This is a genomic window from Endozoicomonas euniceicola (assembly GCF_025562755.1).
In the GTDB taxonomy this organism is placed as follows: Bacteria; Pseudomonadota; Gammaproteobacteria; order Pseudomonadales; family Endozoicomonadaceae; genus Endozoicomonas_A; species Endozoicomonas_A euniceicola.
Genome location: NZ_CP103300.1, coordinates 5903424 through 5923101 on the forward strand (window position 1 = coordinate 5903424; position 19678 = coordinate 5923101).

Consider the following 19678-nt stretch of genomic DNA (forward strand, 5'->3'; position numbering starts at 1 on the left):
GTTGCCTTCTTTTTAACATAATATATATTATGCGCAATATAAGATAACTAATTTTCTGTACGCTTGCCCGACACCTGCCTTAGAGAAAGGATTGCCTTCACCTGTTGCACTTCTGTTGTCGTTTGTGTTTCTGCATCAGCCGAGCTGCCATTCTTTCTTCAGGGAGGAAAAACAGAACTTATGTCCAATTATTAATAAGCGACTATGCTTGTTTCTATTCTTTATTTGACCTGCAAGGTGATTTTTGATGGTTTGATTATGACAGACTGCTCAGCCAGGCTTTCGGTTTATTACATAAACCTTGCCCTGTTTTTTTATTGTCCATTGCTCTCCTGGCTGATTATTTAGCAATAAAGTCTCATTAACTTTTGAGCAAAGCCCCGCATTGTAGGTGTTCCGAAATGTAACGACTGGAGCATTCAGAGCGGCAAATCACGATTATCTTTTATTATATTTGCCTAAACAGGCTAAAAGTGTCTAATATTTGTTCTTGTGGGGTTGTTGTTGAAACATTAGGTTTTACTGAATCAATTTTTGTTAATTCAGTGATTGGACGACGGTCCCATTACAGCCAGTCCCCCAATTAACGACAAGAGAACTGAAAGATGACAATAAAAGGGTTAATCAAACTCACTCAGCTTCTTCAGGAATATCCTCTAACCATCATCCAGTGGCAGATCCTTATGGTTATCTCTGAAAATCCCGGAGAAACCATTACTGATCTGGTGAATGAAGAAAAACTGACCTGTGGGACTCCAAGCGATATTGCGGTAAGTGTCAAACGTCTTGGAGAGGGTCGACATGACCGGCCGGGTCTTGGTCTGATTAAGAAAAGTCAGCATGAAGCAGATGGTCGCTATTTCAAGCTGACCTTAACAGCCAAGGGCAAAAAATTGGTTGAGAAGATCAAAAACAAGTCCCGTACAATGAAGTAACACTTTGAGGCATGGGCTCAGTTATGCTGAGCGCTGGTTATTGGGTAAGTCCAGATTCCCAGCTTGAGCCCCTATCCCTTAACAATATTTACAGCTTTTTGCCTGCCCCCCCTGTCTTAAGCTGCCTGGCTAGGGATAAGCCTTCTCCAGACCTGCCAGCTACGCCATGCTCAGTAATAGATTCTTGTTTATTATTGCGGTTTAGCAGCCCAGCTCAGGCACCAACCTCCTTTTTCTACTCTGCGATTATTGAACAAAGCACATCCGTTGTTCTGATCAGGTTTGAAAAACATACAGTTATCGCAAATATGCCCTTCTTTATATTTAGGGTGATTTTTTGCCTCCTCAGCCACCTTCACATAATTGAGTGCTTTTGCAAGCGGCTCATCTTCAGACACTTCGGCCTGCTCCGCAGAAACTGGTAACACCGGAATCAGGCTGGCCACCGTGACCGCTTTTAAAAACTGCCTGCGATTCATCCACTTCCCCTTTCTGTTATTTCAGATGTGCATTGTATTTTAGGCTTGTTGCCGCCGTTATGCGAAAAAAATGCTGCCTTGATCAATATTGAATGAATACCAAAAATTACTACCGGTAAGTTCAGTTACCGGTAGTAATAAATAATACTTGATACTAATAATACCAGTATTATAATACTAGTATTATTAGTTGGTTTTGTTTAATTTACGGTTGAGATATCGCCATGTCAGAGACAAATAAAGATTTACAACGTCGTGAACTGGTTTTCCGGGTACTGGACGACCTTAAGCAAAGTGGTGAGCGGATCAATGCCGATAAAGTCGCCAGGCTTGCACAGATGGGCAAACAGACCGTGTTGCCTTATTACAATGAATGGCGTTTTCTGGATGACTCAGAAAAAGAAGTGGATACAGAGTTGCCTGCTGACCTGGTAAGAGTCTTGAAGCGAGGTCTGGTTCAGTGGAAACATGAAGCGACTGAAGAACAGAGAAGCCTTCAGGAGGAAGCTAATCAGGAAATCGACAACCTGCAGGAGATGAACCGACAACTTTCGGAAGAACGGCTCAACTTTAAGGAACAAAGCGAACGTCTGGCTGAGGAACAGCAAAAACTGCAAGAGACGATTGCTCAACTACAAGCAGAAAACACGACACTGGAAAAACAACAGGTGGCCTTGCAGGAAAAGCTTAATAATGAAATCCAGAAGGCTGAAAGCCTGACGGAACAAATCGAACAAACAAAAAAAGATCACGCCAACGCCCTGAAAGCTCAGGAACGTCAGCTGGATACCAAGCACGATGCTCAGATGAACCACTGGATGAAAGTGGTTGACGACGAACGACGTTTGCGTGCGGATATAGAACTGCAACTGAAGCAGGAAAAGGAAAGTCAGTTCAAGCTGGAAAAAGAGCGCAATGAAATCCAGTACCGACTGGAGTCAAAGTCCCGTGCTCATTTAGAAGCCTGCGAAGAGCGTAATCATCTCAGACAGCACAATAATGAGCTGGCAGCCTACAAACACCTGCTGGAAAGCGTGCAGCAGTTAATCAACAGCAATGAAGAAGAATTGATCTCAGACATCACACAGCTGAAAGATATCAGTGCCAGTTCTGAACGGCTGGATTCTCAACTGAGTAGTGCCAGCCTTCAGGTGCAACAGTTGCAGGAAAAACTCGAACAGTCTGAACAGTTAGCCATCCGAATGCATCAGCTGGAAAAAGAGCTGGAGAAAGAGCGGGGTTTTTCTGAAGCCCTTAAACTGACTCTCAGCCAGCAGACTTCTCAGAGCGCTCAAAACCAGTAACGTAAGCCAGATAAAGGAATGACAGCTGATAATGACTGAGTTAATTAATCCGGAACATCTGCCACTGATGCGTTCAGTCCGCAGCGATGTGACAGGTGCTGATAACCTGATGGGAGCCCGCAATGACAGCGAGGCCCTGACCCTGTTCCTGAACAAATCCGGTTCCCGTTCCCTGGAAACCCGCAGGCGCTACGAACGGGAGATTATTCGCTTTACCGCTTATATTTATCAGGAACTGGCGATTGATTACGCAGCGGTTCGTCTGAAGCATTTGCAAACCTATCTGCACTTCATTCAGAACCTGCCATCCCACTGGTTAAAACCCGGAGTTTTACCCGGAAAGCCTGATAAGGTCCTCTTCAAATCCTCGATTCAACCCGGAAAAAGCACCGACCAGGTGATTGATGTACTGTCTACCTTTTTTGGCTTTCTTGAACGAAACCGCTATACCCTGGGTAATCCGGCAGCGTCACTGGTTCGGTCAGGAGAAAAAACCGCCCGTGGCAGCCAGGTCATTCGCTATTTTCATGAGCCGGAATGGGAGCATGTACGACAGTGTCTGTCATCCATGCCCAGCTCTACTCACAAAGAAGTCATGGAGTCAATGCGCACCAGTTTCATGATCAGGATGACCTATGCACTCGCTCTGCGAGAGTCGGAGTTGACGGGACAGACCTGCAATGACATTCACCCGGATAATGAGGGAGGCTATTACCTCAGCGTACTGGGCAAAGGCAGAAAACGACGCAACCTGCCTATTAATCCGCAACTGCATGAAACCATCAAAGATTATCGTAGCTTTTACGGTTATACCGGCATTACAGGAAACTCTTTGCCCCTGGCTCCAAGACGCCGAAAAAGTGCAGGCGCTGTTTCAGGGCTGACGTCAAGAGGGCTACGCTTCTGGTGGCAGGGCTTTATGCGGTTTTGTGCCGAAAGAACTGATGACATCAATCTGCAATACCGGCTTCAGGAAATGCCTTTTCACGCCCTGCGGCATACGGCGTTAACACACCTGGCTCAAAAAATGGATATTGAAGATCTGGCTATTTTCGCTGGTCACGATAGCATTAATACAACCAGTCAGTACTATCATGTTGAAGCACGCCGTCTGAAAACGCTGACTATGGATCATCAATTGTAGTACTACACAGGTAACACAATGTCCTCTACAACACTGACAATGACTGAACCCCTTCGCTACTACCTTTATTCAACAGGGTTGCGGGAACATCCTGTACTGGAAGAACTGCGTGAAGTCACCCGTCAACACCCATACGGCGTTATGCAGATTTCCCCTGAACAGGGGCAGCTAATGGCTTTGCTGGCAAAACTGACGGCGGCAAAGAAAACGATAGAGGTGGGTGTTTTTACTGGTTACAGTGCACTGGCTGTCGCCCAGGCATTACCCGATGATGGCACCGTTATTGCCTGTGATATCAGTGAAGAATACACCCGGACTGCCAGAACATTCTGGGCCAAAGCCGGAGTTGAGGACAAAATAGACTTACGCCTTGCGCCAGCCACCGAAACGCTCAAACACTTGCTTAATCAGCAGCAGGCAAACACCTTTGATATGGCATTTATTGATGCCGATAAAACCGGCTACGATGACTACTATGAACTGTGCCTGCAACTGGTACGACCCGGAGGTCTGATTCTTATTGATAACACCTTATGGAATGGTTGCGTGGCCGATAAAGCAATTGATGATGACGATACAATCGCTATCCGGGCCCTGAACAGAAAAGTTCACCAGGATGACCGGGTAGATATGGTGATGCTACCTGTTTCAGACGGACTGACCATCGCGATCAAACGGACCTATTGAAGCACAGGGGCTCCTGTTCTGGCTATCGAATGCAAAAGTTGCCACAAAGCCATTCACGGCGATGCACTAAAAGCGCTGGGGACAAGCTGGCACCCTCACTGCTTTACCTGCCGCACCTGTAAACGACCATTAATCAATGAATCATTTGTTGCTTTTAATGGTCGCCCCTTTCATCCTCGCTGCCTGCGTTGCCCTGGCTGTCGTAAAACGCTTAAAAACCAGTATATTGAACATGACGGCATGCCCTGGCATCTCGAGTGTTACCGAAAACTGCATCGGCCATTATGTTCAGTCTGTCGTAAGCCTCTGACCCGTAAATACCTGGTTGATTTCTGGGGCAATGCTTTCTGCAATACCCATACAAATTATTCCAACTGTTCCAGCTGCGGCCGGATTGTCTGCAAGCACCTTACAGATGGTGGCATGCTTCACCCCGATGGCTTAATGATATGCAATCTCTGTACGCTCAGGTCAGTCGATACACAGGAGCGTGCTGAAAGAATTTTAGACGAAATGCGTCTTGCACTGGCTTCCGTCGGTTTAAAACTGAACAAGGCTCAAACTCCGGTCATATTGTGCGACCGCGATGAATTGAGAACGGCCAGCCGTCACAACTTTCATAATGAACGGCCGATTCTGGGACTGGCACAATGGACAACGACATCTTCAGGCGGGCGAATTATTGGCAGGCAATTTGATCGTATTCTTATTCAAAACAAATTACCCGAAGAACACTTTCGCATCATAGCCATACACGAGCTGACCCACGCCTGGTTTTTTTATAATCAGTATCATGACTTACCTTTGCAGGTGGAAGAAGGCATGTGTGTATTGATGGAATATATCTGGCTAAAAAATCAGGATACGAAAGATGCGTCATATCGACGCACTCTCATAGAGCAAAGCCGCGATCCGATTTATGGCGAAGGATTTCAAAAGGCCAGGTCTGCACTGAAACTGATGCCGTTGCGGGTACTTCTGAGATATTTGCAAGAGAAGAACAGCTTTCCCAGTCGTTTCAGTGCTTTTTTTTATCACTGACAGGTATTTGCCTGTGCAAGTCAGGAAGAATGTACCAGCATGGCTTTGTTCTGATACAAAAGTAGACTGCTATTTTGCAGTGACTTCCTGTAGAAAACCAGAGATGTACTTATGGATAATGCTGGACATCAGAGTCTGATAAGGAATACCTTCTCTCTAAGGGCTTCCAGAAGCTTCTGTTCTTAGGGGTCAAGTTTGTTATTTTTCATGAGTCACCTCTCAGGTAAGGGAAGCAGCAGAACATAATATACCGCTGTTGGCTTTTGGCGGTTGGCGGTTGGCGATTGGCGATTGGCGGTTGGCTGTATGAGCAGCTAATAGCCAAAAGCCAACAGCCCGGTAAGTTATTGAATGCTGCGCCCCTAACATTAGGGTGAGCTATGTTGTTCAGCATAGGTGTTAGGTGTCTCTGTGCCATTCTCTGCTATATTCATACCCCAACCAATAAAAACAGGCAGTAATTATGGGTTTAGAAGCGAGAGTTAATCGGCTTGAATCACACTTCGATGCACTGGATGGCTCAGTACGTAGCCTCATCAGCATCACTGCTGATACACACCAGGAGATACTGGCCACAAGGCAGGAAATGCGAGAATACCAACGAGAAAGCCGCATTAGGTTTGACCAGCAGGAACGTCGCATGGATAAGTTAGAATCCTCTATTAATGCTTTGACAGACGCTGCGCTTGCGGGCTTTAAGCGTAGTGATGAACAACATGAAGAAACCTGTGAACGCTTTGACCAGCTTGAACTTTTCATCCGTCAATCCTTTCCAAAAAACTAACACGCCACCTGCCAACTTGTTCTACTCGACTGCCTTCGGCAACGGGTAAACTCTGGGTATGTGTGCTTTTTGTCATCGGCAGTGCAAAGTAGCCACTTCTATCAGCCTGATCTACTCCCCTGCCCCCTCACTCCGGGACGATTGGAAAGGCGTCATGGACAAGGCATCCGGTAACAGGTAGGAAAGGACAGACTGGCGCCCGGCAACAATATTAACGTCCACGGTCATACCCTGTATCAATGGGTGCTCCTCATTTTTGCCGGAGGTTTCAGTGGTTATAATGACCTGATAGTAAGGCTGCCCGGTGAGCTCATCGACAAAAGTATCGGCACTGATCTCCTTGATCGTTCCGGACAGGCTTCCGTGATCACTGTAGTCATAAGCGGTGACCCGGAGATTGGCATCCTGCCCCTGCCATACCCTGGCCCTGTCATAAGGGTCGATCCGGGCTTCGATCAGCAGAGGCTCGTTTTCAGGAACGATTTCCGCAATAACCATACCGGGGGTGACAACTTCGCCTTCGGTGGAGGTGTAAAGACGATGCACTGTTCCGTTGACGGGAGAACGTATTTCCGTACGCACCTGCCTTTGTTTTGATATCTGCCACTGTTCTTCCAGCAACGCAATCTCAGCGATCTCTTTGTTGTACTCATCCTGCACCGCTTCACGGAACTTCAGCCGTAACTGTTGCTTTTGCAGTTCAAGCTCTTTCAGGGTGGCGGCAATAACCGGTAGTTTTGCCCGGGACTGGTTCATGCGGGTCTGGGTGCGAACCACTTCCATACGCTTTTCCAATAGAACCACTCTTGAACCGGCCCGATTCTTCATACTTTGTTCCAGTATTTGCAGCTGTTCTCTGGCAACGGAGAGTTCAATGTCCAGGTCTTTAACGGTTTGAGAGATTTCTTCAAATCTTGCCTGCTCTTTTGCACGCTTTTGTACGAGGATGCGTTCATCTTCAAGCAGATTATTTTCTCTTAACAGAAAAAGATGGCGCTCATTGTTAAGATAAGTCTTTGCCTGAAGTTGCCAGGGTTGGGAATGGTCTGTCGATACGATAAAAGGTTTCTGTTGATACTCAGCCTGCAACCGGGAAGTTTTAGCCCTTCTTGCCAGCAGTTGTTCATGGATACGGCTGGCATTTTCCCGGACACCTGGATTTTCAACGCTAAATAACAGTGCACCAGCCTGTACCGCCTGCCCTTCCGCAATATGTATGGCAGACAGAATCCCCCCCTCAAAATGCTCAATGACTTTATGGTCGCTGAAGGTCGTCACCTTGCCCTGACCGTACACAAACCGGTCAATGGGCGTTTGCCAGGACCAGATTAGCAGTAACGTCAGGGTTAGCAGGCTCATTGCCGTGATACTGTGTCGGGAAAACAATAGCCGTAAGGGATGGGGCACTCTCATGGACTGGATTCCAGAATCCACAGTTCAACCTTATTATGGTTTTCCTGGTCTGACTCATGAATCCTGACCTTGATGTTATCACCAGGTACTCCGTGAGCCACCATGCGTTTCCTGATATCCATCATGCGATTGTAAGAAACATAATAGGAAGTACTTGTTGAGAGGCTCTGGGTACCCAGATAGGCATTCAGCAGAATCTTACTGGCACGCAGTAGTTCAATTCTGTCGCTAATCCACTGGTCTATGCGTTCGCTGTCTTCGCTTTCCAGCAATGTACTCAACCCCTTGTAAGAAATTAAAAGCTTCTCTTTAGTCGTTACCAGCGATACAGGGTTTGTTTTCTCTTTTACAACGGTTTGCTTAATGTTGGTAGGAGCCTTATTTGTCTCTGCGATTTCTACTCTGGCAACTTCTATTTGAGCGATTTCTTTTTGAGTAATTTCTTTTTGAGAGGCCGGCAGGGTGCTTAGTTCAGCTTCTTCCATTAACTGCTGCAGCATTTTTTCCGTAACCGTCTGGCTTATTTTCATACTGACGCCCGCGATAACCAGCAACTGCACGATCACCAGAAACACAAACACCAGTAATGTTGATGACAGCACATCAACAAATCCGGGCCATGGGTTTTCCTGAGTATCTTTAGACATAGGAGTGCTGAAGCCTGTTATCGCTTTGTTCTTAGAAGTTATCGTCCCCAGGTGATGTTTTTTAATGTCTGACGCTATAAAAAATTAAAACAGTGCCGATGTCAGAGTTTATCAACCGGGCTTCTTAACAGTGATCAGCCTAACAATGAATGTTAATAAAACTATCTTTAAGAAACAGAATGCTCAGTATGAGTTGCTGACAGCTTGTATTTCAGTTTGTTACCGAATCGGGCGTCAACTGCTGCCAACCTGTTTAATGGTAATGGCATCACCGGTATGGTCTCTGACACTGAGCGAATCGGTCAAACTGGCGATGGAAACCAACCCTATCGCCAAAACCCTGAATATCGATGTTGAAGCCGGGGAAGCCAGACTGAAACAAAAAGAGTCGAACTATTACCCGCAGATATCTTTAACCGCTGAGGGCGGTAGTACTCGCTCAACCGGCAAAACCTGGACCAGACATACCCGTTCCAGTCTCAATGTGAAACAGATGCTGTTTGATTTTTATAAAACCAAACACCAGATTGAGTCCACAGAGTTCAAGCTTAAAAACAAAGAGTACCTGCGCAAAGAAGGACGGCAGCGATTGGCTCTGCTCGTTTCCAAAGCTTATCTGGAAGTGCTGAAGTTAAACCAGATCCTTAAGCTGATGGACGACAATATTGCCTTTTATGAAAGGTTGCTGGAACAAATGCAACAGCGGGAAAAAGCGGGCGCTTCAAGTTTTGCCGACGTGCAACGCATTCAGAGCCTGTTGCAAAATGCCCGGACTATTCAGGTTGCATACCACTCCGATAATACTTTTGCCCGTGAAGCCTTTACCCTGATCGTCGGACAGGCACCTGATGATCTGGTTATTCCTGCCCTGGAACAGATGAATCTTGCGCTTAACCTGCCTGAAGTCATTACCAGAACCAGGGTCAGCTACTACGGTGCCATGGCTAAACGACAGAATGTTGAGTCGGCACGTTCAAGCCTGGCTGAGAGCCGGAGCGAACGTTATCCCGATATTTCCCTGCAGGCGAGTGTTTCCAGTGAGCAGTCTCTGCAGACTCTGAGCAAATGGAAAACCGACAATAAAATGCTCGTGGTTCTCTCTTATAACCTCTGGGATGGTGGTAGTCTTAAACAGCGTATTTCTGAAAACAATTCCATGTATCTGCGTACGCAGTATCAGCTTGATGACTACCTGAAAAATCTGGAGAAAGATGTCCGGGAAGCTTACAACGCCATGCTGCGCTTCAGGGAAGAAAAACGATTGAACGCAGAAGCCTTGAACATCAACAAACAGATCGTACAGCTCTATCGTGAAGAGTTCGACCTGGGCCAGAGAAACCTGATTGATATTACAACGGCACAAAATGATTACCATAAAAGCATGATTGATAGTGTGTACTTTCACTACGAGTACTACAGCAGCATGATGAACGTCATGTTTTACCTGAATAAAGTGACAGAATCTGTCTCCAAACTCTGATACCGGGAAATCCTATGTCTGAAATCATGCATGCGGTTCGAGTCAAAAGCCCAGACTATATGAACCGTTATTACCGCAGAATGATAACGGTAATGATAGGCACCGGCTGCGTACTGTTCCTTGCCAGAGATACAGTTTCTCATGTAGTGAACTCCAACCTTGTCATGAACGGTATGATCGCCACTGTGCTTATGGTGGGAGTCTCTATCTGTTTTCGTAATCTCTATCGTCTTAAGTGTGACCTTAAGGCATTATGCGACCTTGATAAAATATTGTTTGAAACCCGTGATGCCCAGGCTTTGCTGAACTATAAGCAGAAAATGTTCATCATGGCTGATTTGTATAAAAGCCTTGAAAACAGCACCAGAGAAACCGGTGAGATTCCTGAAATACCGACACCTGTCGCCCGTAGTATGGTGAATATCGCCAACAACCGTTTTGACGAGCGCCGTATTCGAATCAGTTACTTTGTCAACCTGCTGATCTATCTGGGACTTCTGGGTACATTTATTGGCCTGTCAGCCACGGTAGGTTCCATCTCAGGCATGATCAGTAATCTATCCATGGGCCTGACCGGGGAACAGGAGATGACTGAAACACTGATTCTCCTGATCAAACACCTGGAACAACCTCTGGCCGGAATGGGTACAGCCTTTGGCACCTCGCTGACGGGGCTGGCCAGCTCTGTGGTGCTTGGCGCGCTGGCCATGAGCGTCAACAAGGCAGCCACCCTGTTCAGCAACAGCTATTCAAACTGGATTTATGAATATGCCATGACATCGTTCACGGCTGGTATTGAAAAGTATCAGAATAAACAGCAGGGTAACTCTGAAAACAGCGTTGCTCCTTACTCCCCAGCATCAGAGCAGGCGCTGGTTAATATTGAACAGCACTTGCAGAGTTTGCTGTCGAGCCAGCAGGAACTACTGGAAAACCATTCCAAACAGCTCTCAGCCCTGGTTGATATTCACAACCATGCCCAGTCTCACAGTCAAGCTTTGGCTGAAAAACAGGAACAGCAACTCTCGGCACTAACCAATATTCATCAATCCACCAGCACTCATAATAAAGAGTTGCTTGAAAAGCATGAACAGCAACTTGAAACCATGCAGGCAACGGTTCAGGAAGCGTGTGGTCAACTGGCTGGCATTATGTCCAGTGCCAATGATGAATTAGAGAAACAGAGCCGTTTAATCAGCGACCATAACACACGACAGGATTCGCAGAATAATGAATCCGTGGCTCAGCGACAAAGAATCATTCAACAACAACTTGCGTCTGTGAAGCTGATGAAAAAGCAGCTAGAAAGCGCTGAGGCCCTGTATCAGCAGTCACAACAGTTACCCGGAGTCTTCGCAGCGGCTGCCAGCAACCGGTTGAAAGAAACTGAGCAGGCGCTTGTTGAACAGTTCCACGCTGGTCAGGACGAGTTGGGAAAAACTATAGAAAAGGCACAGTCTGTTCACAAGGATTTACTGCTGCGCCTGTTCAAAGCGTTACACCGGTTGTACCGTATCTGTCTGCCTGGAAACAGGTAATCTGACAAAATAAAAAAGGTTCGTATCAGCCGGTGCGAACGGCCTGCATCTTTTTCAGTACTTCATCCCTAGCCCCATCAGCGACCACCCTGCCGTGAGCTAACACAATAATGCGGTCAACAAGCTGTAGCAGGCTGGCCCGATGAGTCACCAGTACTAATGTCTGATCTTCTCCCAGAAAGTCGGGTAAGCGTTGGCAGAACTGAGCCTCTGACAAATTATCCATAGCACTGGTTGGCTCATCCAGCACCAGCAGACTACCGCCATGGAGTAAGGTACGGGACAGACACAAAGCCTGCTTCTGCCCACCCGACAGGTTGCTACCATATTCATCAATCGGGTGTTCATACCCTTTACGGCAACGACTGATCCATTGATCCAGTCCGGTAATAAAGCAGGCCCGGTCAAGTTCCGATGAATTGGCAGAAGCATTACCCAGCAGTAAGTTACTGCGCACCGAGCCACTGAACACAAAAGGTTGTTGTTGCAATACACTTAAATGCTGTCGTACATCAGCCAGATTCAGACCAGTCAGATCATGACCGGACACTGATACACGTCCGCTGTCAGGTATCAGGCCACCCGACAAAAGCCGGGTCAATGTGGTCTTGCCGCTGCCGGAAGCACCGACAATAGCTACCCGTTCACCAGCGGAGATGCTGAGATTAATACCATGCAGGGTATCCTGATTATCACTGGGGTAACGGAAGCTCAGGTCTTGAAACTCTATATCGGGGATTAAATGGTAGAGTCTTTGTTGTGTCGCATCAGGGCTTTCAGTCCCGGCATTGGCAAAGCCGGAGTTCGAGAAAATAGGATCAAGTTGTTTGAGAGCCTGTCTTGATAAATTTATCCGGCTTAACAACTGGGTTAAATTCATCAGCGGTGCTACCGCCCGGCTACCCAGTATGATACAGGCAAACAGACTGCCGGGAGCTAACACTCCTGACTGGATCAAAAACACCCCCATGACCAGTGTTGCCACCACCACAATCTGACTGGCTGAAATCACAAAAGCATTGAGTACAGAACCTACCCTTCGATGGCTGAAATCATGGCGGTTACTGCTGTTCACCAGAATCCGCCAGCGGGATAAAAGGCTCTGCCCTGCTCCCATTGCCCTGATGGTCTCAAGCCCCTGGGTCAGTTCATGCAGACAGGCATTCTTTTCTGTCTGGGTTTTTGTCGCCAGGGAAGAACGTTTACGAGTCAGGCGATAGTTGATAATGGAGGCAGGAATCAGAATAGCCGCAACGGCTATCGGCACCCACATAAGCGGACCACCAATCACCCCGATGACAGCGGTAAACAGTATAAAAAAGGGTATATCGAGAGCGGTTAAAAGAATGGAGCTGGACAGAGCTTCTTTTACTCTGGAAAAACCCTGTGCCTGCTGGGCAAGACGCGCCGGAGACAGATTAATCTGATGAGCTTCCTGCCGTAACAGGCTGTCAATCAGTTGCAGTTCAGCCTGGCGGGTAATATGCCGACAGGCATCATCAATATAAAAACTCCTAAGCCAGCGCAGGACAAAATCCGCCAGAATCACCAGACCAATGCCAATGGTGACTGCTAACAGTGTCTCTGTCGCATAATTCGGCAATACCTTATCAAACACAAAATGAGTGAAAACCGGCACAGCCAGAGTCAGGCAGTTAATCAGCAGCGTGGCAAGAATCACCTGGGCATAGTTCGCCCAGAGTTGAGCCACCTCCCTTTTTAACCAGTCAGAAGCCGTTACCGGGCTATGAGAGTCAGGCTCCCCGGCTTTCTGAATCGAATAGCAGACACCAGAAAAACGTTCACTCAGGGCGGATTCTTTCACCCAGAGCAATTGACTCTCTTTATCCAGTACCTGCACCTCACCCTGCCGGGCAGCCAGCGCCACTACAAATCGTTTGCCTTTCATCTGCAACAGGCAGGGGAACGTGGCTTCAGGCATTTTACCCAGTGCAGATAAACTACGCTGGCAAGTTAATCCAAAACGTTCACAGTGTTGATGTAGTTGCCGGGTATCCATGCCTTTCAGAATCAGTTCATTGCTGACTTCGACAGGAAGGTCAACGCCAGAAAGGCGTGTAAGGATCAGGAAAGCGTCGGAAAGGCTGGAAGAATGGAAAGTTTGTTCGGTGATTGGCATAGGTCATCCATGACATCCATGACATAGGTTGGACTGAGTATCACTTCACTCAGCCCAACTTAACGGTCAAACGTAGTTTATTGTGACGGTGCTGGTGCCATCACTGTACACATCACCAACCGGCCCGTCAGAGTCACCAATAACAGTTAAACCATCTCCATTTTTGAGATTAACGGTAAGATTGTTTCCTGCATCAGTCATCTCAACAATATCACCCAGATTGATCGTGACATCAACATCATTGTTGGTGTGCTCACTCAGATCAATGGTTTCCATATTATCAATCAGGTCTTTATAGTCACCCAAATTAAAGGAGCCACTGGCGGATTTGATATGCAACGTATCGTTGTCGTCCCCACCATCCAGAAGGGTAGAATAGGTCGTGCTGGTGTTGTTAAGTTCTGTGAAATTAATTTTCAGTGCATCATCACCTTTAGCACCTGACATCTGGAATCCGGCAACCCCCGTCATGTCGTCGCCGTACTGAGAACCTTCCACTGCTTCTACATCAAACATCTCTTCTGCCACACCTTCACCATTATTTAGGATTTTGTAATTATTAGGCCACGTCATGTCCAGTCTGATGCCGGCTCCGACACCATCGGGGTCATCGGAAAAGCTGACCGTATCAAAACCCTCATCACCATAAAATTTATCAACGCCTGTCCCACCCCATAGAATATCGTTGCCTGCTCCACCATGTATCTCATCATAACCAACCCCGCCATACAGTTCGTCAGCACCTTCATCGCCGTATAACTTATCATGGCCACCTTTGCCATGAAGCTTATCATTACCTGTTCCGCCCCAGAGGTGGTTTGTATCACCTGTGCCTGTAAATGTGTCGTTACCTGCCCCACCAACCGCATACTGGAAATTAGCCAGCGTAACCGCTCCATTGCCAGTATCCACTGTTCTAATGTCACTATTGCTATGGTTTGTCATGGTCAACTCAAGATCTGCTGTAGCAGTGCTGAAAACGATAGTGTTGTAGGAGTAAGCCCCACCACCTCCATACAAGGTATCGGTTCCTCCCCCTCCATCTATTCTGTCACTTCCATCTCCACCGTTAATGGTGTTGTTAGCATCACTGCCAGTCAGCACGTCATTAGAGCTGGTACCCGTTATTGTTTCTATGTTGGTCAGCGTATCTCTGTAATTCTGATTATCGTATGAATATTTTGCGTATTTCTCTGATAGATTAACCTCCACTCCAGCACCACTGACATTGCTGCGACTGTAGTCGATATGGTCAACACCGCCTGAACCGTCAAATGAATTATCAGCAGTATCACTGACAAAAGTATCATTCCCGGAAGAACCGATAATGCCTTCAATTCCGGTTAAGGTATCACCAGCAATAGAAGCCCCTCCATCCACTAATATCGCTGTTATAGCGGCTGACTGTGAAGAGTAATCTACGGTGTCAGAACCTGCACCGCCCTCTAACGTATCGCCTCCGGCACCACCTACCAAGGTGTCATCACCGTCACCACCCTTCAGGGTGTTTGCATCACCATTACCAGTCAAGGTGTCGTTTTTACTACTGCCCGTCAGGTTTTCTATATTCAGTATCTGGTCATTGTCATCACCGCTGGTATCGCTGCCAACACCAGTGGAGAGGTTAGCGGTTATGCCATAGTCCGAGTTTGAGTAATCCAGGGTGTCAGTACCAACACCGCCATCAAACTTGTCACTACCCCTCTTTGCAAAAAAGGTATCGTCACCAATGCCACCCAGTAACTCATTGTTAGAATCACTATCGGTCAGTAAGTCGTTATAATTTGATCCCGTGATTTTCTCAATACTGCTGAATTGATCCGTAACGCTGTTAAACGAAGCAGTGCCATCTTCAAGAGAAGCGGTAACAGCACCGGAAACTGTACTGTAATCAATACTGTCAGTTAACGATGCTGAGCCTTTGATGATTTCAATACTGGTCAGCGTATCATTGTCTCCATTACCATCCGTAACGGAGATTGAAGAGTCTCTCCGGTTAATCGTAATAGCATTAGAGTCTGAAGAGTAATCAGCGGTATCGGTGCCCTCCCCGCCATTTAACATATCGACTCCGGCACCACCGATCAGTGTGTCATCGCCATTGCCACCCTGTAACTCATTATCCGAGCCATTACCGGTTAGCGTGTCGTTATAAGCTGTACCGATGACATTCTCGATACTGCTGAAATAGTCTTGATAAGGCAGATTGCTGAGACTGAAACTCCCTGTATTGCTGACAAGCGAAACATTAACCGCACTTGAAACCGAACTGTAATCAATGGTGTCTTTATGTGCAGAGCCTGTAATACTTTCGATGCTGGTTAACGTATCATTAGTGCCACTGCCATCCCGAACGGACGTGGAGGTATCTGTCCGTGTAATTGTGATAGCACCAGTGTCTGCAGAATAATCAGCGGTGTCGCTGCCTTCACCGCCATCTAACGTATCGGCTCCGGCACCACCTTTCAGAATGTCATTGCCACTGCCACCTTCTAAAACATCATTACCGGCTCCACCGCTCAGGGTGTCATTACCCCCGCCGCCTTGCAGTTGGTTGGCTTCATTGTTTCCGGTCAGCGTATCGTTCTGACTACTGCCCACCAGATTTTCTATATTCTCGATGGTGTCATTGCCATCACCGCTGGCAGTACCTGAGGAAAGATCAGCCGTTATGGCATTGTCAGAGTTTGAGAAAGTCAGGGTATCGGTGCCGGCACCACCCTTTATTGTATTGTCGGAATTATTACCGGCCAGCGTGTCGTCATGACTTGATCCCGTGATGTTTTCAATGCTGCTGAACGTATCCGTAACACCGTTAAACGTCGAAGTGCCATCTTTAAGGGAAGCGATAACACCACTGGAAACACCACTGTAATTAATGGTGTCTGAGTACCCAGAACCCTTAATGGTTTCTATATCAATTAATGTATCGGTTGCGCCGCTGCCATCATTGACGGTTACAGAACCATCTCCCCGGTTAATCGTGATAGCACTCGTTTCTGAAGAATAATCAGCGGTATCATTATCCGCGCCGCCATTTAAAATATCGGCTCCGGCACCACCTTTCAGGGTGTCATCACCGGCACCGCCTTGCAGATGGTTCGCTGCATCGCTTCCGGTCAAGATGTCGTTTTTACTACTGCCTGTCAGGTTTTCTATATTCTCGATGGTGTCATTGCCATCACCGCTGGCAGTACCTGTGGAAAGGTCAGCCGTTATGGCATTGTCAGAGTTTGAGAAAGTCAGGGTATCGATGCCGTTGCCCCCTTTTATTATATTGTCGGAAGCATTACCGGCCAGGATATCGTTATGATTCGATCCTGTGATGTTTTCAATATTGCTGAATTTATCCGTCACGCTGTTAAACGTAGCAGTGCCATCTTTAAGGGAAGCGGTAACACCACTGGAAACAGTACTGTAATCAATGGTAGAGCCTGCGGAGGCAATAATGTTTTCTATATCAACCAGTGTATCCGTCGCTCCGCTACCATCCTGAACGGTAACCGAGCTAACACCCCGATTAATCGTAATGGCAATAGAGTCTGAAGAGTAATCAACGGTATCATCGCCTGTACCGCCCTCTAAAGTATCGGCTCCACCGTTTCCTATCAGGGTGTCATCACCGGCACCCCCCTGAAGATGATTGTTTTCTTCATTACCAGTCAGTGTGTCACCAAAACTGCTACCAATCAGATTTTCTATATCCTTGAGTGTGTCACGACCGCTTATTTTGGTGACTATTCCACTCACTAAGTTTGCTTCAACCATCCCCTTGGTGTAATCGCTGTAGTCAGCCGTGTCTGTACCAGCCCCGCCATCAAAATCATCAAAGCCAAAACTGCTTTTTAAAATATCGTTACCGGCATCACCAAAGACATCATCGTCGCCATCACCACCGTTCAGGGTGTCATTGCCATCATTACCATAAAGAAAGTCATCGCCATCGCCGCCTTCCAGTGTGTCGTTACCATCATTGCCGTAGAGGAAGTCATTGCCTTTGCCGCCGTAGAGAGCATCCTCACCCGTACCGCCATTCAGAGTATCAGCACCATCATTGCCATAAAGCTGGTCAGCATCAGCACCGCCATTCAGCGTATCATCGCCATCATTACCGTAAAGCGTGTCAGCTCCGGCATCGCCATTAAGGGTGTCTGCCCCCGCATTGCCATAGAGTTCATCGGCACCACTGTCGCCGTTCAGCGTGTCGTCACCATTTCCGCCATAGAGTTTGTCGTTGCCACCTTCGCCATTAAGAGTATCGTCACCATCCAGCCCGTAAAGTTCGTCGTTATTATCACTGCCGGTCAGTTGATCACCAAGAGCAGACCCTTTAACAATTTCGATGTTCTTAATCTCAGTGTCCTGGCCTCCATACCCATCGGTAGCCGTACCTTCTTTAAGGTTCACAGTAACACCGCTGCTAATAGTCCCTGCCACGCTGCCACTGTAATCAAGGGTGTCGGTGCCGGCTCCGCCGTCAATAGTGTCGGCTCCTGGTCCGCCTTTGATGGTGTCGTCACCTGCACCGGTACGAATAATATCGTCCCCCACTGAGGCATCGACTACATCATCACCGGCACCGAGATCAATCACGTCACCATTGTGTAATAAATTAAATACCAGCGCAGACTGACCATTGACTTCACCTTGCAGGTCGTCTGGCACCTTACCTTCAGTCACATAGGCGGGAACCAGAAAAACCTCCGGCTGTTTGTTAGCTTCTTCTACAAAGCTGACCTCAAAACGTAGTTCGAACGTTGATACGCCCTGTTGGATGTTGGTTGGGTGGGTAATGGTGAAGGATGTTGTCCCTACAGACCAGGTCTGGTTAGTCTCATTAAAAACACCATTCTCAATGGTCCAGCCATCTGGGAGGCTGTAAATGGTGACGTTCTGAACGTCCGTTGCCTGATCTCCGCCGTTTATAGACAACACTCTGCTTATGGTTGAAGTGGTAAAATAAGTAGCATTATCACCAGTCACCGTAATGCCATCGAAGCCGGAAATCTGGTCAGAATTCGGATAGCTGATGGTCTCCCTGTCCAGTTGAACAGCGTAATCACTGTTGCTCCCCGATTCTACGGAGCCACCGCCACCGATATGATAACCCGTTGTAGTATCGCTGGTGACAGCCTGATAGTTGGTCAGGGAAACTGTGAAGTCAAACCCAACACCAGAGCCTGGCCCGATACCGGCAGTGGTGGTTACCTCGGGTAGCTCTACCTCCGGAATACTGGGCGTTGTATCAGGGGGAACCGGTGTGTTATCTGAAGAATCTGATTCACTTGCCTCATCCTGGATGGTGATTTTTTCCAGCTTATTGAATTCATTGGCCAGGAGTTTCTGAAACTCTGAAATATCATCACGCCCGGAACCCTGGACATTCTCTTTCAGTTTGCCGATTTCTTCAGCAAAATCTTTGTTAAATGCTGATTCACTGGCAGCTTCCGGTTGCTGTGCCAGCTCAGGCAGCTCTTGAACAGGTTGTTGCTGTGTCTCGGTTAGTTCAGCCTCTTGCTCTAGTTCTTGCTCTTGATCTGGTTCTGGCTGATATTGTGCCACATGCTGCACATCAACGTTCTTGTGATGGTTGGCTTTGGCGAGAAACTCATCTCCATTGAGTACCTTGCCATCGGCAAATTTGAAGCGAACGGGCTGACCGGTTGCTGTCAAGATCCCCCCCATTAACACCGTCAGCTCTGATCCGTCTTCATGCACAATGGCAAAGTCTGGTCCACGAACTTCCAGGCGGACATTCTCCAGAGGTTGATCAATAATGTAATCTTTGTTGGCAACAGCGGTTTCAACTCTGGATGCAGGCTTTTGAGTGATTATCTCAGCATCTGCTGGCGAATCAGTATCAGGGGATGATGCTGGCGTGTTTTGCTCTTCCATGATGTTGTAGAACCTTTAGTTATCTGAAACTCTCGTGAAACAGTGCCGATTCAGGTAGCTACAACAGAAAGGACTAACTGGGTAACAGGCTTGTTTATTTGCATAGTTATTATAGACAGGCGTTGCTTCCCTGCTATGCCTTACCTTGTCAGTAAAACCCTTCATGGTTTAGAGTTATATAAAAAACAAGA

At 47.3% G+C, this 19678-nt stretch carries 13 protein-coding genes and 1 pseudogene; 9 read left to right on the forward strand and 5 right to left on the reverse strand.

Features of this window, described 5'->3' with window-relative positions:
* Positions 1-605: 605 nt before the first annotated feature.
* Positions 606-935, forward strand: a complete 330-nt coding sequence (locus tag NX720_RS23980) for a MarR family winged helix-turn-helix transcriptional regulator (protein ID WP_262598056.1) — start codon at positions 606-608, stop codon at positions 933-935.
* A 191-nt stretch (positions 936-1126) separates the two neighbouring features.
* Here NX720_RS23980 and NX720_RS23985 read toward each other — a convergent pair whose 3' ends face one another.
* Positions 1127-1381 (reverse strand): high-potential iron-sulfur protein, encoded by a 255-nt coding sequence (locus NX720_RS23985; RefSeq protein ID WP_262598057.1) that lies wholly within the window; start codon positions 1379-1381, stop codon positions 1127-1129.
* 257 nt (positions 1382-1638) lie between these two features.
* Between NX720_RS23985 and NX720_RS23990 the strand changes: the two genes are divergently transcribed.
* From NX720_RS23990 to NX720_RS24010, 6 genes and pseudogenes are all read left to right on the forward strand, one after another.
* Entirely contained in the window at positions 1639-2718 is a 1080-nt protein-coding gene (locus tag NX720_RS23990; protein ID WP_262598058.1) for a DNA-binding protein, read from the forward strand.
* 31 nt (positions 2719-2749) lie between these two features.
* Positions 2750-3862: a tyrosine-type recombinase/integrase gene (locus NX720_RS23995; protein WP_262598060.1), complete on the forward strand. Its 1113-nt coding sequence runs from the start codon at positions 2750-2752 to the stop codon at positions 3860-3862.
* A gap of 39 nt (positions 3863-3901) precedes the next feature.
* Positions 3902-4549 (forward strand): O-methyltransferase, encoded by a 648-nt coding sequence (locus tag NX720_RS24000; protein WP_262598061.1) that lies wholly within the window; start codon positions 3902-3904, stop codon positions 4547-4549.
* 75 nt (positions 4550-4624) lie between these two features.
* Positions 4625-4759, forward strand: a pseudogene (locus NX720_RS27370) (LIM domain-containing protein); the annotation flags it as partial.
* Between the two features lie 30 nt (positions 4760-4789).
* Positions 4790-5590: a protein DA1 gene (locus tag NX720_RS24005; RefSeq protein ID WP_262598062.1), complete on the forward strand. Its 801-nt coding sequence runs from the start codon at positions 4790-4792 to the stop codon at positions 5588-5590.
* 463 nt (positions 5591-6053) lie between these two features.
* Entirely contained in the window at positions 6054-6374 is a 321-nt protein-coding gene (locus tag NX720_RS24010) for a hypothetical protein (protein WP_262598063.1), read from the forward strand.
* A gap of 111 nt (positions 6375-6485) precedes the next feature.
* Here the strand turns inward: NX720_RS24010 and NX720_RS24015 are convergent, their stop codons facing one another.
* Together NX720_RS24015 and NX720_RS24020 are read right to left on the reverse strand one after the other, a co-directional pair.
* On the reverse strand, positions 6486-7787 hold the full coding sequence (locus NX720_RS24015) for an HlyD family type I secretion periplasmic adaptor subunit (RefSeq protein ID WP_262598065.1): 1302 nt from the start codon (positions 7785-7787) through the stop codon (positions 6486-6488).
* Complete coding sequence (locus NX720_RS24020) at positions 7784-8434, reverse strand: hypothetical protein (protein ID WP_262598066.1); 651 nt, start codon at positions 8432-8434, stop codon at positions 7784-7786. Before NX720_RS24020 ends, NX720_RS24015 begins: the two co-directional genes overlap by 4 nt.
* 256 nt (positions 8435-8690) lie before the next feature.
* On the opposite strand from NX720_RS24020, the gene NX720_RS24025 reads away from it, so the two are divergent.
* Both NX720_RS24025 and NX720_RS24030 read left to right on the forward strand, forming a co-directional pair.
* Positions 8691-9914 (forward strand): TolC family protein, encoded by a 1224-nt coding sequence (locus NX720_RS24025; protein ID WP_262598068.1) that lies wholly within the window; start codon positions 8691-8693, stop codon positions 9912-9914.
* 14 nt (positions 9915-9928) lie between these two features.
* Positions 9929-11452 carry a hypothetical protein gene (locus NX720_RS24030; RefSeq protein ID WP_262598069.1) on the forward strand — a complete coding sequence of 508 codons (1524 nt, stop codon included), beginning with the start codon at positions 9929-9931 and terminating at the stop codon, positions 11450-11452.
* Positions 11453-11477: 25 nt separating this feature from the next.
* Here the strand turns inward: NX720_RS24030 and NX720_RS24035 are convergent, their stop codons facing one another.
* Both NX720_RS24035 and NX720_RS26870 read right to left on the reverse strand, forming a co-directional pair.
* Positions 11478-13592, reverse strand: coding sequence for a peptidase domain-containing ABC transporter (locus tag NX720_RS24035; RefSeq protein WP_262598070.1), 2115 nt, complete (start codon positions 13590-13592; stop codon positions 11478-11480).
* Positions 13593-13658: 66 nt separating this feature from the next.
* Positions 13659-19487: a beta strand repeat-containing protein gene (locus tag NX720_RS26870; protein WP_318654071.1), complete on the reverse strand. Its 5829-nt coding sequence runs from the start codon at positions 19485-19487 to the stop codon at positions 13659-13661.
* Positions 19488-19678 lie beyond the last annotated feature (191 nt).

Excerpts from the sequence above, each read along its gene's own strand:
- NX720_RS23980 (WP_262598056.1), top strand. The coding sequence starts at position 606 with ATGACAATAAAAGGGTTAATCAAACTCACTCAGCTTCTTCAGGAATAT.
- NX720_RS23990 (WP_262598058.1), top strand. The coding sequence starts at position 1,639 with ATGTCAGAGACAAATAAAGATTTACAACGTCGTGAACTGGTTTTCCGG.
- NX720_RS23995 (WP_262598060.1), top strand. The coding sequence starts at position 2,750 with ATGACTGAGTTAATTAATCCGGAACATCTGCCACTGATGCGTTCAGTC.
- NX720_RS24000 (WP_262598061.1), top strand. The coding sequence starts at position 3,902 with ATGACTGAACCCCTTCGCTACTACCTTTATTCAACAGGGTTGCGGGAA.
- NX720_RS24005 (WP_262598062.1), top strand. The coding sequence starts at position 4,790 with ATGCCCTGGCATCTCGAGTGTTACCGAAAACTGCATCGGCCATTATGT.
- NX720_RS24010 (WP_262598063.1), top strand. The coding sequence starts at position 6,054 with ATGGGTTTAGAAGCGAGAGTTAATCGGCTTGAATCACACTTCGATGCA.
- NX720_RS24015 (WP_262598065.1), bottom strand. The coding sequence starts at position 7,787 with ATGAGAGTGCCCCATCCCTTACGGCTATTGTTTTCCCGACACAGTATC.
- NX720_RS24020 (WP_262598066.1), bottom strand. The coding sequence starts at position 8,434 with ATGTCTAAAGATACTCAGGAAAACCCATGGCCCGGATTTGTTGATGTG.
- NX720_RS24025 (WP_262598068.1), top strand. The coding sequence starts at position 8,691 with ATGGTAATGGCATCACCGGTATGGTCTCTGACACTGAGCGAATCGGTC.
- NX720_RS24030 (WP_262598069.1), top strand. The coding sequence starts at position 9,929 with ATGTCTGAAATCATGCATGCGGTTCGAGTCAAAAGCCCAGACTATATG.
- NX720_RS24035 (WP_262598070.1), bottom strand. The coding sequence starts at position 13,592 with ATGCCAATCACCGAACAAACTTTCCATTCTTCCAGCCTTTCCGACGCT.
- NX720_RS26870 (WP_318654071.1), bottom strand. The coding sequence starts at position 19,487 with ATGGAAGAGCAAAACACGCCAGCATCATCCCCTGATACTGATTCGCCA.